This window comes from Pseudomonas fluorescens (assembly GCF_002837185.1).
Classification (GTDB): domain Bacteria; phylum Pseudomonadota; class Gammaproteobacteria; order Pseudomonadales; family Pseudomonadaceae; genus Aquipseudomonas; species Aquipseudomonas fluorescens_AM.
The window spans coordinates 33,642-47,421 of the sequence record NZ_KZ477987.1 but is presented as its reverse complement, the minus strand read 5'-3'; the positions used below and the strand labels follow the sequence as shown (position 1 = coordinate 47,421).

Sequence of the window (13,780 nt, the reverse complement as noted above, 5' to 3'; positions counted from 1 at the left end):
CGATGCATCCCAATGATGATGACCGCACACAGTTCATGCCGCGCCCGGGCGGCCGAGCACCCGAACCTGCGCGCGCGGAACCTGCACCTTTGTCGATGCCGGCCGCGCCGATGCTCACCGGCAAAAGCCAGGGCCTCAACCCGCTGGAAAGCGCCGCCGGCCCGTTGCTGGCCTTGCTGACGCGGTTGCGTAACACCCTTGCACACCCGGCGCCGGCCAGCCTGCGCGCGCAGTTATTGGCCTATCTGCGCCAGTTTGAAGAGCGCGCCGAAGCCGCCGGTGTGGCGCGCAACGAAGTGCTGCTGGCCCGTTACGCGCTGTGCACCGCCCTGGACGAAGCCGTGCTGAGTACGCCCTGGGGCAGCACCAGCGATTGGGGCAAACAGAGCTTGCTGATCACCGTGCACAACGAAGCCTGGGGCGGTGAAAAGGTCTTTCAGTTGCTCGACCACTGCCTGCAAAGCCCACGGGAGCGCCTGTACCTGCTGGAGCTGCTGTACCTGTGCATGTGCCTGGGTTTTGAGGGCCGCTACCGCGTGATGACCGACGGGCGCAGTCAATTGGAAGCCTTGCGCGAGCGCACTGCCGCGGCAATTCGCAATGCCCGTGGCGAACACGAGCGTGAGCTGTCGCCGCACTGGCGCGGCGTGACCGTGGCGCGCGATCGCCTGGCGCAATTCATGCCGCCGTGGATTGCGCTGGCGATCGGCCTGGCGCTGCTGCTGGCGTTGCTGTTTGGCCTGCGCATGAAGCTGACCTCGGATGCCGAGCCGGTGTTCAAGAATATCCATGCCCTGGGCGAGATTCCGGTGCAGGCCATCGACCGTCCGGTGGCGCAACCGAAAGTGATCGAGCGGCCACGCCTGGCCGGCTTCCTGGCCGAAGACATCAAGGCCGGCCGCGTAGCCGTGGAAGACAAGGTGGACCGCTCTGTGGTGACGATTCGTGGCGATGAACTGTTTGCGTCCGCCAGTTCCAGCATCGTCGACGACTATCAGCCGCTGATGCTGCGCATCGCTGACGCCATCCGCAAGGTCAAGGGCCAGGTGCGGGTCACCGGCCACAGCGACAACCGCCCGATTGCCACCCTGCGCTTTCCGTCGAACTGGGCGCTGTCCGAAGCGCGGGCCAAGTCGGTGCTGGAGATCCTCGCGGCCAAGACCGGCCAGGCCGAGCGCTTCAGCGCCGAAGGCCGCAGCGACACCGAGCCGTTGGCCACCAACAGTACTGCCGAAGGCCGTGCCCGCAATCGTCGGGTTGAAATCACCGTATTGGCGGAGGGCGTCGAGTGAAGGCGTTTTTCAGTTTCATGATTCGCTGGGTGATCCCCGTGCTGGGGTTGATCGCCCTGAGCCTGATCATCTGGTTTGTCGGGCCGTTGCTCGACGTGCTGGTGCCCGAGGGACGCCGCTGGGCGCTGATCATCCTGGTGTTTGCACTGTGGATGGCCTACCGCGTGTTGCGCATCATCCAGGCGCGCCGACAGGCCGCCGAAGTGATGCGCAGCCTGGCCGCCGAAACCCCGGCCGACCCCGATAGCGTCGCGACCGCCGAAGAGCTGTCGACCCTGCGCCAGCGCATGGACGAAGCCCTCACGCTGCTCAAGAAAGCCAAGCTCGGTGGCGACGAACGCCGCAATCTGTATGAGCTGCCGTGGTACGTGATCATCGGCCCGCCGGGTTCGGGCAAGACCACCGCACTGGTCAATTCCGGGCTGCACTTCCCCCTGGCTGCGCAATTGGGCGCGGGGGCGGTGCGCGGCGTCGGCGGCACGCGCAACTGCGACTGGTGGTTTACCGACCAGGCCGTACTGCTCGACACCGCCGGTCGCTACACCACCCAGGACAGCAACTCGACGGTGGATAAAGCCGCGTGGCTGGGCTTTCTCGACCTGCTGAAAAAGCAGCGCTCACGTCGGCCCATCGACGGTGCCTTCATTGCCATCAGCCTGTCGGACCTGCTGCTGGGCACCGACGCCGAGCGCGCCGCCCATGCCGCCGCGATTCGCCTGCGCATCCAGGAGCTGTACACCCAATTGGGCGTGCGTTTCCCGATCTACCTGATGCTGACCAAGCTCGACCTGGTGCCGGGCTTCATGGAGTTCTTCGACAACCTGAGCAAGGAAGAGCGCGCCCAGGTGTGGGGCATGACCTTTGCCCTGGACGACGGCAAGCATAGCGACAGCCCGTTGGCGCATCTGCAAAGCGAATTCGCCGGTCTGGAACAGCGTCTTAACGAACGCCTGGTGGAACGCCTGCAACAGGAACGCGACCCGGCGCGGCGCGACCTGATCTACGGTTTCCCGCAGCAGTTCGGCGCATTGAAGGACTGCCTGCAGAGCTTCCTCGAGGGCGTGTTCAAACCCAATGCCTTTGAAGAGCGTGCGCTGCTGCGCGGCGTGTACTTCACCAGCGGCACCCAGGAAGGCAGCCCGATTGACCGTCTGATCGGCGCCATGGCCCAGAGCATGAACCTGGACCGCCAACACTTGGCGCGCCAGAGCGGCACCGGGCGCAGTTACTTCATCGAAAAACTCTTTACCGCCGTAGCCTTTGCCGAACGTGGCCTGGTCGGGGTGAACCCGAAAGTCGAGCGCCGTCGCAAGTGGCTCGCCCGGGGTGTCCTCGCGGCCACGGTGGCCTTGGTGGTGGTGGTCAGCAGCCTGTGGTGGGTGAGTTATCGCGCCAACCAGGCGTATATCGCCCAGGTCGATCAGAAAGTCGCTCCCCTGGGCCAGACCGTGCAGAACCTGAGCCCGGCGCAGCGTGACGTATTGGCCGTGCTGCCTTTGCTCAACGCGGTGAAGCACCTGGCCGGCGATTCGCCAAGCTGGTCCGAAGGGCTGGGGCTGTACCAGGGCGACATGCTCGAAGCCGAATCCGCAAGCGTCTATCGCAAGTTGCTGATCGCGGTCTTCGCCCCGCGCCTGGTCACGCGCATCGAAGAACAACTGCACGGCGGCGGCAACTCGGACTTCCTCTACGAAGGCCTCAAGGCCTATCTGATGCTGGCCGACAACGAGCATTACGACCCGGACTTCATCAAGGCCTGGATCGCCCTCGACTGGGACCGCAACCTGCCACGCGACCTGCCGGCCGATCAGCGCCAGGCCTTGACCGGGCACTTGCAGGCACTGTTTGACCGTCACCCACCGACTGCGCGTCTTGACCCACGCCTGATCGACGACCTGCGCCGCCAACTGCAACAACTGCCGGTGGCCCAGCGTGTCTACGACCGGGTCAAACGCCAGAAACTGCCTGAAGGTATTGCGGACTTTCGCCTCAACGAAGCGGCCGGCCGTGATGCCGCGCTGGTGTTCAGTCGCAAGAGCGGCAAGCCGTTGGGCGAGCCGTTGAGTGGTTTCTTCACCGCCAGGGGCTATCGCCAGGCGTTTTTGTTGAGCAGCCTGAACCAGACTGGCACCCTGGCTGAAGAGCAATGGGTACTGGGCCAGGAACAGGCCGACCAGCAGAACGTGGTGAGCCTGGCCGCCGATGTGCGCCGCCTGTATTTCCAGGACTATCAGCGCCAGTGGGACGCGTTGCTCGCCGACATCGACTTTGTGCCGATCACCAGCGTGGCCCAGGCCGCCGACGTGCTGCGGGTTATCTCGGGGCCGACCTCACCGCTGAAAAAGCTGCTGGTGGCGGTGGCCAGGGAAACCGACCTGCAGGCCGAAGAGCGTCAACTGGCCGCCAAGGGTGTGCCGGTGGAAGGCGGTGTCGACAAGCTCAAGGAGCGCTTGGGCAGCTTGCTCGGCCAGGAACAACCCACGGCGAATGCGCCGGTGGCTGCGGATGATCCAGTCACCGCGCACTTTGCCGAACTCAACAGCATCGTCAGTAAAAACGAAGGCGAGCCGGCGGCCATCGACAGCCTGCTCTCGGACATGAATGCGCTGTATGTGCAGGTCAGCGCCATGGTCGGTGCCAGCGGCGATGCGCTGCTCGGCGAAGCCAAGAACCAGGCGGCGGCTGCGGCCACGCGGGTCAGCCTGAATGCCGAGCGCCAACCGCCGCTGGTGCAGGGCATGGTCAAGTCGGTGGTCAATTCCACCACCAACAGCATGATGGGCGGGGTGCGTAACCAGTTGAACGCGGCCTGGGTCAGCGAAGTGGTCAACGTGTATCGCCAGTCCCTGGCCGGACGCTATCCGATGTCGCCCGGCAGTGCGCGGGACGCGACCCTGGATGACTTCGGCCAGTTCTTCGGCGTCGGCGGGGTGATGGATAACTACTTCCGTAAGTACCTGCAGCCCTATGTGGATACCTCGGCGCAGACCTGGCGCTGGCAGCCGGGCGCGGCGCAGAAGCTCGGTATCGCGCCGGGCGTGCTGCAGACCTTCCAGCGCGCGGCGGCTATTCGCGATGCGTTCTTCAGGTCCGGGGGCACGCAACCTATCGTGCGCTTCGAACTCAAGCCGGTGTCGATGGACCCGACCATCACCCAGTTCCTGCTGGACCTCGACGGCCAGCAACTGAGCTATGACCACGGCCCGAGCCGCCCGGTGGCGATGCAATGGCCGAACCCCGGCAGCATTGGCGTGGTGCGTATTTCCATCATGCCGCCCTCGGCAAGCGGGCGTTCCGGTGTGACGCTGGACGGCCCGTGGGCCTGGTTCCGCCTGCTGGAGCAATCGGACCTGACCGCCGGCAACTCGCCGGACCGCTTCAACCTGCGCCTGCGGGTCGACGGCGCGAGCATCGCTTACGAATTGCGCGCCAACAGCGCCTTCAACCCGTTCAAGAGCCGCGTGCTCAGCGGCTTCAGCTTGCCGGAGCGGCTATGACGACGCTGGGTTTCTACGGCAAGTTGGCCAGTCGTGGTGATTTTGTCAGCCGCGCCTTGCCCCAGAGCTTTATCGGCCCCTGGGACAGCTGGCTGGCGGCGGGGCTGCTCGCCAGCCAGAACAGCCTGGGCGGCGACTGGCTCAACGCTTACCTGGTCAGCCCGCTGTGGCGCTTTGTCTTGGCGCCCGGGGTGTGCGGACCGGATGCGGCGGCGGGTGTGGTGATGCCGAGTATCGATCGGGTCGGGCGGTATTTTCCGCTGGCCGTGGTGGTGTTGCTCGATCACGACACCAACCCCGCCTCCCTGGTGGGCGGGCCGGATGGGTGGTTCGAGCAGGCCGAGGAGCTGCTGCTCGGCACCCTGGACAGCGGCGCAACGTTTGAAGGTTTCAGCGCTGGCCTCGACCGCCTTGGCGTGCCGACGACTGAGCCGCGTGCGCTCGACAGCCGTTTCGCCGGCCTGCAACGCGTGGCCGCCACCGTGCCCCACGGGCGCATGACGGCGCTGGCCGAACAAGCCTGCGAAGGTGCCAGCCTGTGGTGGGGACGCGGTTCGCAGCGTATTTCTCCCGGTTTATTACGGTGTCAGGGCTTGCCTGCCGCCAGCGATTTTGCGCAGTTTCTGCTCGGACAAGAAGGTGTGGTGTAGATGGGGGCGACTTACAAATCCGCGAGCAAAAGCCATGTGGGCATGGTCCGCCAGGTCAACGAAGATGCTTGCCTGGAGCTGCCGGAGAACCGCCTGTGGGTGGTGGCCGATGGCATGGGCGGGCACGCGGCGGGGGATTACGTCAGCAGCCTGATCGTCGACAGCTTGCGCGCTGTACCGGTGGGGCGCTCCCTCGACGAATACGCTGCCGCCTTGCGCAACGACCTGATTCGCATCAACGCGGCGGTACGCGAAGAAACCGCCAACCGTGGCGTGACCATGATGGGCAGCACCGTGGTGGTGCTGGCCGCACGCGGCTTGCGTGGGGTGTGCCTGTGGGCCGGCGACAGTCGCCTGTACCGCCTGCGCGACGGTGAGCTGGAAAGCCTCTCCCGCGATCACAGCTATGTGCAGGACCTGCAAGACAGCGGCCTGCTCAGCGAAGCCGATGCCCGCGTGCACCCACGCGCCAATATCGTCACCCGCGCGGTGGGCGTGGAAGCGCAACTGAACGTGGCCTCGGTGGAGCTGTTGATCGCCCCCGGCGACAGCTACCTGCTGTGCAGCGACGGCCTGACCAAGACCGTCGAGGATCATGAGATTGGCGAAGTGCTCGGCCATGACGCGCCGGATGAAATCGTGCGCAGCCTGGTCCACCTGGGGCTCAATCGCGGCGCGCCGGACAACATCACCACGATCGTCGTGAAGGTCTCGTCATGATCATCGAGATCCCGGGCTATGCCATCGAAGGCGAGATCGGCGAAGGCGCCATGGCCAACGTCTACCTGGCGACCCAGCGCTCGCTGGAACGCAAGGTGGCGTTGAAGGTGATGGCGGCGGCCCTGGCGGCCGACCCGACGTTCTGCGAACGCTTCCTGCGCGAGGGCAAGACCCTGGCGCGCCTGTCGCACCCGCACACGGTGACCATTCATGACATCGGCAATGTCGGTGAAATGTATTACATGGCCATGGAGTACCTGCCCAACGGTACGCTCAAAGAGCGCATTGCCGCCGGGCTGACCCCGGAGCAGGGCGTGACGCTGATCCGCCAGATTGCCTCGGCGCTCGGTTATGCCCATGCACAGGGGCTGGTACACCGCGATGTGAAACCGGCAAACATCCTGTTCCGCGCCGATGGCACGGCGGTGTTGTCGGACTTCGGTATCGCCAAGTCCCTGGACGACCGCACCCAGTTCACCCAGGCCGGCTTCGCCGTGGGCACGCCGAGCTACATGAGCCCGGAACAGGCACGCGGCCAGGAGATCGACGGTCGCGCCGACCTGTATGCGCTGGGCGTGGTGCTGTACGAAATCCTGGTCGGCGAGCTGCCGTACCGCGGAACCGATGCGCTTTCGACGGCGCTCGCGCACCTGACTGAGCCGTTGCCGGAATTGCCGGTGCACCACGGCCGTTACCAGGAGGTGCTGCGCAAGTTGTTGGCCAAGGATCCGGCGGAGCGTTTCGCGGATGCCGACGCATTACTGCTGGCCCTGGACAACCTGCCGGCGGAGTCGCCGGAGGCTACCCTGGTGCGGCCGCTGCCGATTCCACTGAGTTTTGACCTGGCGGGCATGACCCCTGTCACCGTCGACATACCCACCGACAAACCGCAGCCGCAGCCGATAGTGCGCCAACCGGTCGTGACGCCAACGCAGCACAACGCCCCGTCCGAACAGCGCCGTGGGCCGGTGCTGGCATTGGCCGCCGTGGCGGTTGCGGTGGCACTGGCCATCGGTGGTGCCAGCTATTGGTGGCTGAGCGGTAGCGATGAGCCTGCCCAACCGCCGGCTGCCGTGGTTCCCAAGGTGACGCCGCCCGTAGCCGTCGCTGAAGTGGACGGTGGTCAACGACCGTTGCTGATGGCGGGCAAGAAAACGCTGTTCCAGCGCGTGCTCAGCAAGCCCGGCGCCAAGCTTTCCAACGAGGCGGGCAGCGCGCCGGGCAAGGCGCTACCCGCGTTTTCCGTGCTCTACGTGTACCAGCGCAAAGATATCGACGGCAGCCCTTGGGTGCGTGTCGGCGCCGCTACCGACGGACGCAGCGACGGTTGGCTGCCCGCCTCCCAAGTCAGTGACTGGAAACAAAGCCTGGTGCTCAAGTTCACCGAACGCTCGGGGCGTGCGCCAGTGATGTTTCTGCGTCAGTCCGGCGAGGTGGAAAAACTGTTGGGCGATCCGGCTGCGGCGAAGAGTGCGTTGGCCAAGGCGCAAAGTAACCGTGAGGACAACCAGCAAGTCCTGGCCCTGGAACCCACCGCCAGCGCGGTGCCGCAAGACCAGTTCTACCTGTTGCCGATTTTTGATTCCAAAGAGAGCTTCGACGAAAACGGCCAGCCGGTGCAGTTGCTCAACGTGGCGTCCATCGACCCTGGCAGCAGCGCGGTCGCCAAGCCTTCGGCGCCCGCGCTCAGTGCCCATGCCGACGCCTTCCGTACCGCTGTGGTGCTGGTGGTCGACACCACTGTGTCGATGCAGCCCTATATCGATCAAGTGCGCGACGTGGTGCACGAGTTGCAAACCCGCATCGCCGAGCGCGGCGAGCTGGACAGCGTCAGCTTCGGCCTGGTGGGCTTTCGCAACAGCATCAAGAAAACCCCCGGCCTGGAATACGTGGCCAAAACCCTGATCACCCTTGATCAGGGCCGCGATCCGCAGCGTTTCCTCGACATGGCGCGGCAGGTCAAGGCCTCGACGGTGTCCAGCCACTCGTTCAACGAAGACGCGTTTGCCGGCGTGATGCAGGCGGTGGACGGCATGGACTGGTCCGGCTACGGCGGGCGCATCATCCTGCTGGTCTCCGATGCCGGTGCGCTGCGCAAGAACGACCCGTTCGCCTCCACCCAGATGAACGAAGCCGAAGTGCGCCAGGCGGCGCTGGGCAAGCAGATCAAGATCTACGCGTTGCATCTGCGCACCGATGCCGGCAAGAAAACCCATGCCGGCGCCGAGAGTCAGTATCGCGTCCTGACCGCCGACGCCAACCCGCAGATCGGCGACCTGTACACGCCGGTGCCGGGCGGCGATGTACGCAAGCTGGGTGAGCGTGTCGATGAGATCGGCACGGTGTTCGCCAACCTCGTGCATCAGGTGCGCAGCAACACGCCGCAGCCAGTGCCTTTGCTCAGTGCCGCGCCGAGCCTGGCGGACAAATCCGCAGCCGTCGGCTATGCCATGCACATGGACTTCCTCGGCCGTAAAACCGCAAGCCAGGCACCGCAACTGGTCAGCGCCTGGACCGCCGACCGCGACCTGACCAACCCGGCGCTGCCGGCGTTCCAGGTGTGCGTGATGCTGACCAAATTGCAGCTGAACGACTTGCAGCAGTCGCTGAAATTAATCGTCGATGCGGCGCGCAAGACCCAAAGCTCGCCCAAGGACTTCTTCCAGGAAATTGCCAGCGCGTCGGCCTACATGAGCCGTGACCCGCAAGCCCTGCGCAAGGGCGGCAACCTGGCCGACGGCGGCCTGTTGGGCGAGTACCTGGAGGGGCTGCCGTATCGCAGCAAATCGCTGAACATGACCCAGGACCTGTGGTTGTCGTTGAGCGTGGCCGAGCAGGCAGATTTTATCGACGAGCTGGATTCGAAAATCCGTCTCTACGAGACCTTCCACAATGACCTGGCCAACTGGGTGCGGTTCGGCGATGCCGAGCCGGGCGATGCGTTGTACCGCGTGCCGTTGTCGACGTTGCCGTGATGCTGAGCCTGAACGCGGTGCACAAAAGCCGGGGCGTCGGCAGCCAGCGCTACAGCCTGGTGATTCCGGCGCTGCACGTGCGTGCGGGTGAGCAGTTGGCGATTGTCGGGCCCAGCGGCTGCGGCAAAAGCACCTTGCTGGATATGCTCGCACTGGTGCTGGCGCCGGACCGGATCGGGCAGTTCGAACTCAACGAGGTCGACATCGATGGGCTGTGGCGCGCGGACCGGCAGACCGACCTGGCCCGATTGCGCAGCCGGCATCTGGGCTATGTGCTGCAAACCGGCGGGCTGCTCGAATTTCTCGATGTGCGCGGCAATATTGCCTTGTCCCGGCAGTTGCTGGGTTTGAAGGACGACGGCAGCGTGGCGCGCCTGGCCGAGCAGCTGCAAATCAGCGATCAACTGGACAAGCGTCCGGCGGCGCTGTCGGTGGGCCAGCGCCAACGCGTGAGCTGCGCCCGCGCCCTGGCCCATGCACCGCAACTGGTGTTGGCCGATGAGCCGACGGCGTCCCTCGACCCGCTCAATGCCGAGCGCGTGATGCAGGCACTGCTGGCCCAGGCCCGTGAACACCGCGCCGCCTGTGTGATCGCCACGCATGATGAACCCTTGGCCCGCGCCAGCGGCTTGCAGGTGCGCCGCATCGGTTGCCGACGCGATGCCGACGGCGGTGTCACGGCCACGCTCGGGGAGGCCTGCTGATGCGCATCGGCCTGGTTGCGTCGCTTGCCTGGCAGGACTACCGCAACGATGCGTGGCTGTCAGCCTGCTCGGTGCTGGCACTGGTGGCGGTCATCGCGCCGTTGCTGGTGTTATTTGGCCTGAAATTTGGACTGGTTGGCAGTTTGACCCAACGCCTGGAGACCGACCCCGCTACCCGTGAAATTATTCCGTTGGGCGGCGGTCGATTCAGCAGCGCTTTCGTCGAGCAGCTTGGCCGGCGCAGCGATGTGGCGTTTGCCATACCGCGTACGCGGCAGATTGCGGCGACCGCGCAGGTGGGCGCCTTGGTCCTGGAAATGCTGCCGACCGCGCCGGGCGACCCGCTGCTGGTCGGCTTGCCGATACCTGAGGGTCTGGACCAGATCGTGCTCAGCCATACCGCCGCCGAGAAGCTCGCGGCGCGGCCCGGCGACTGGCTGGAGACGCGCTTTGCGCGGCAACTGGCCGGGCGCGTCGAGGCCCAGCGAGCGCGGTTGCAGGTGCGGGCGGTATTGCCGTTGGAGGCTTTCGCGCGTGACGGGCTGTTTGCGGATCTGGCGTTGCTGGAGGCGGTGGAAGATTATCGCGATGGCCGCGCAGTGCCGGCGTTGGGATGGGAGGGTGACGCCGTGGCGGTGGGCGAGCAGCGGGTGTACCCGGCGTTTCGCTTGTATGCGCGCGGACTCACCGACGTGGAACCGCTGCGCCTCTATTTCGCCGGGCAGAATCTGCCGGTGTCGACCCAGGCACCGACCATCGCCCAGGTGCAGTCGTTGAGTCGCAACCTGTCGATCGTATTCTGGATCATCTGCGGGTTGGCCCTGGCCGGTGCATTTGCCGCGACCTTCGCCGGCGCGTTGGCTGCGGTGGCGCGTAAGCGACGGGAGTTGTCAGTGTTGCGCCTGCTGGGATTTTCCACCGCGGCGCTGTTGCTGTTCGTGGTGCTGCAGGCGCTGTACAGCGCGAGTATTGCCGCGGTGCTCAGTGCCGGGCTGTATGGGCTGGCCGAAGCGGGTTTGAACCGATTATTCGTGCAGGTGCCGGGCGAATACGCCAGCCATCTGTTGGCGCGTCACTACGGCCTGGCCCTGGCTGCCGTGCTCGGCGTCAGCGCCGTGGCGGCGGCGTGTGGGGGTTGGCGAGTGGCGCGTATCCAGTCTTGCGAAGGAATCAGAGATGTTTAAGTTACTGGGCGCCTGTGTGGCGCTGAGCCTGGCCTCACTGGCCTGGGCCGATGAAGCAAGCGACAAGCTCGACAACCCCAAGCCGTTGCCGGACGACGTGAGCCTGCCGCTGCCGTGCGAAGGCCAGATGGTGTTTCGCTACGCCTACGTGTTGGCCCAGGGCACCCTGGACGACCGCGAGGTCAGCCTCGGCTATCCCTTTGCCGAAGGCGAGGCGGGCTACCAGCAGTCGTTTATTTCCGGCTATCGCCGCGACTTCATCAATGGCCAGTTCACCCTCAAGGATCTGCCGAAAGACTGGAACAAGATCATCGCGCCGCTGATGCCGAAAACCGACGCCAAAACCCCGCTCAAGCCGATGCTGTACTTCATCGGCAAGTACGAAGTGACGGCCCGCCAGTACGCCCAAGTGATGTCCCAGGCGCAGTCCCTGGCCAGCGGCGAACCGGCTCCGGCCTGCGATGCGCCTGAGGGTATGGCCGGGCGTTTGCCTAAAGTGAAATTGTCGCGTTTCGAGGCCGAGCGCTTCTCGGCGGTGTACAGCGCCTGGCTGATGAAATACCACCGCGAGTTGCTGCCGGTGAGCGGCCGCGGTGCCTCGGCCGAAGACGGCGGCCTGGGCTTTGTGCGCCTGCCCACCGAAGTCGAATGGGAGTACGCCGCGCGCGGTGGCCAGGCGGTGAGTCGTCAGGATTTGGAAGGGCGTCTGTTTCCACGCCGCATCGAGGGCAGTGAAAACGACGGACCCCTGGGCGATTACGCGGTGTTCAATCAAGTTGCGGGTGGCACCGGACAGGCGGCGCGGTTGATGCCCATCGGCACCAAATTGCCCAACCCGATCGGTATGTTCGATGTAATCGGCAACGCTGCGGAAATGGTTCAGGAATCCTTCCAGCTGGTGCACGCAGGGCGCCGCCAGGGCACTTATGGCGGCTTCGTGGTCAAGGGCGGCAATTACCTGGAGGGCGAAGGCACATTGTTTACCGGCATGCGCCGCGAGTACCCGCTGTTTGGCGCCGATGGCACCGAGCAAAGCAACGAGACCACCGGCTTTCGCGTGGCGATTGGCGCGCTGTCGGCGCCGCGCTCGCGCTACAAGGAACTGTTCGCCCAGTGGCAGAAAGAAGGACGCCTCGCCTCGCTGACCGACGCCATCGACGACGCTCAGGACCCGACCAAGCGCCTGGACAGCATCATCGCCGCCAGCGTCGATCCCAAGCTGCAAGCCGAACTGGGGCTGGTCAACGAAGAACTCAAGCGCAACGTTTCGCTGATCGCCCAGCAACGCGAAGAAGCGGCGGGCAACCTGATCCAGTCTGCCGCGTTGGTGGCCGAGACCATCAGCAACTACAACATCCGCCTGGCCAACCTGCAGAAGAGCCGCCAGCAGGCTGTGGATAACAAGGACACGGCCAGCGCGCAGTTATTCGACATGGCCATTGCCAACGGGCGCAGCGCGCTGGATGGCGCGGTGGCGATTTATATCGATAACCTGGCCACCGGTACGCGCTATACCGATGCGGTGATCCAGGCCCAGTTTCAACGGATCAAGGAAGAGTTGGATCGCAAGCCGGTGCTCGGCAAGAGCCTGGTGACGCGCGCAACACTGTTCGTTCGCCATGTCGGCAACTACCGCAAGCAACAGCGGGCCGACCCGGCAACGATCTTGAAGGAATTGCTCGCAGCGAGCGGTCAGCGGTCTTGATCGTTGGCTGTCCAGCGAGCTTGGAAGGGACTCAGACGGCGGTGGGCCGTGCTGGGCAAGTCAAACTTAATAGAGATCACACCTATGCTTTTTTCCCGTAAGTCGGTTTCCAAGCGTCACCTGCTGCTGATCGCGGCTGGTTTCAGCACCGTGTTGACCGGTTGCGCTACGTCGCCTGCGTCCAAGGTCGCGTCGAGCACCAAAGTCGAGTACTACCCGAACTGCTACGAGCCGGTGCAGCACCTGCGCGCTACCGATTCGAACATGACCAAGTCAGTCGTGAGCGGCGCCGCTATTGGCGCGGCCGGCGGTGCATTGCTCGGCGCCCTGACCGGCGACAAGGAAAAGCGCGGCCGTAACGCGGCTATCGGCGCAGCCGGCGGTGCCCTGGCGGGCGGCGCGGCGGGCTACTACACCGAGCGTCAGAAGCAGATCGCCGATGACAACCAGCGCATTGCTTCCTACTCCACCGACTTCAACAAAAGCGCCTCTGACATCGACCGCAGCACCGCCTATGCCAAGGCTTCGCAGCAGTGCTATCAGAGCGCGTTCACCAAGCTGGTGGCAGACCGCAAGGCCAAGACCGTCAACGATACCGAAGGCCGCAAGCGCCTGGCGGAAATCGTGGCAGGCCTGAAGGAATCCAACGACCTGATCGTTGCGGTCAACGGCAAAGCCAGCGAAGACCTGAACAACTACACCCAGGCCTACGAGAAAGACCTGCAGCAAGTGGGGGTGCAGCGTAATGATGTGGTCACCGTCGCCACTGCCGACACCACACAGGTCGCGCCGCCAGCCAAAGGCAAGAAAGTCGTCAAGCCGCCGAAAAAGAAAGTGCTGCCAGTGGTGCCACAAGAAGCGGTGACCACCGAGAAGAGCATCCAGACCGTGCAGGCCAAGCAGGCTGAAAGCAAGCAGGTCGCCAGCGCCGGCAAGGCTCAGCTTGAGGGCAGCTGCCGTGATCCGAACCTGGCCGACTGGGCGCCGGTGCCTTGCCCTAACGTTTAAGTAACATGTTGCTATAAGCGTTAAACGCCAGCCGATCTCCTGCTA

General features: G+C 64.8%; 9 protein-coding genes. All 9 read left to right on the top strand.

Annotated elements, in window-relative coordinates:
• The first annotated feature begins 2 nt into the window (after nt 1–2).
• The 9 genes from CIB54_RS03905 to tagQ all read left to right on the top strand — a co-directional run bounded on the left by CIB54_RS03905 (nt 3) and on the right by tagQ (nt 13,735).
• Nucleotides 3–1,292, top strand: a complete 1,290-nt coding sequence (locus CIB54_RS03905; RefSeq protein WP_101218689.1) for a DotU family type VI secretion system protein — start codon at nt 3–5, stop codon at nt 1,290–1,292.
• The gene (gene tssM, locus CIB54_RS03900; RefSeq protein WP_101218687.1) at nt 1,289–4,789 is read left to right on the top strand and encodes a type VI secretion system membrane subunit TssM; all 3,501 of its coding nucleotides are present in this window, start codon (nt 1,289–1,291) and stop codon (nt 4,787–4,789) included. Before CIB54_RS03905 ends, tssM begins: the two co-directional genes overlap by 4 nt.
• Nucleotides 4,786–5,439, top strand: a complete 654-nt coding sequence (gene tagF, locus CIB54_RS03895) for a type VI secretion system-associated protein TagF (RefSeq protein WP_101218685.1) — start codon at nt 4,786–4,788, stop codon at nt 5,437–5,439. The genes tssM and tagF overlap by 4 nt, the downstream gene beginning before the upstream one ends.
• Nucleotides 5,440–6,159 (top strand): PP2C family protein-serine/threonine phosphatase, encoded by a 720-nt coding sequence (locus CIB54_RS03890; RefSeq protein WP_065886928.1) that lies wholly within the window; start codon nt 5,440–5,442, stop codon nt 6,157–6,159. It begins immediately after the preceding gene.
• The gene (locus tag CIB54_RS03885) at nt 6,156–9,134 is read left to right on the top strand and encodes a serine/threonine-protein kinase (RefSeq protein ID WP_101218683.1); all 2,979 of its coding nucleotides are present in this window, start codon (nt 6,156–6,158) and stop codon (nt 9,132–9,134) included. The genes CIB54_RS03890 and CIB54_RS03885 overlap by 4 nt, the downstream gene beginning before the upstream one ends.
• Complete coding sequence (locus CIB54_RS03880; RefSeq protein WP_101218681.1) at nt 9,134–9,838, top strand: ABC transporter ATP-binding protein; 705 nt, start codon at nt 9,134–9,136, stop codon at nt 9,836–9,838. Before CIB54_RS03885 ends, CIB54_RS03880 begins: the two co-directional genes overlap by 1 nt.
• A complete protein-coding gene (locus CIB54_RS03875; RefSeq protein WP_101218679.1) occupies nt 9,838–11,022 on the top strand; it encodes an ABC transporter permease family protein in 1,185 nt (394 codons plus the stop codon). Before CIB54_RS03880 ends, CIB54_RS03875 begins: the two co-directional genes overlap by 1 nt.
• Nucleotides 11,015–12,727 carry a formylglycine-generating enzyme family protein gene (locus CIB54_RS03870; RefSeq protein WP_065953250.1) on the top strand — a complete coding sequence of 571 codons (1,713 nt, stop codon included), beginning with the start codon at nt 11,015–11,017 and terminating at the stop codon, nt 12,725–12,727. Before CIB54_RS03875 ends, CIB54_RS03870 begins: the two co-directional genes overlap by 8 nt.
• Before the next feature lie 84 nt (nt 12,728–12,811).
• Complete coding sequence (gene tagQ / locus CIB54_RS03865; RefSeq protein WP_065953249.1) at nt 12,812–13,735, top strand: type VI secretion system-associated lipoprotein TagQ; 924 nt, start codon at nt 12,812–12,814, stop codon at nt 13,733–13,735.
• Nucleotides 13,736–13,780: the final 45 nt, after the last annotated feature.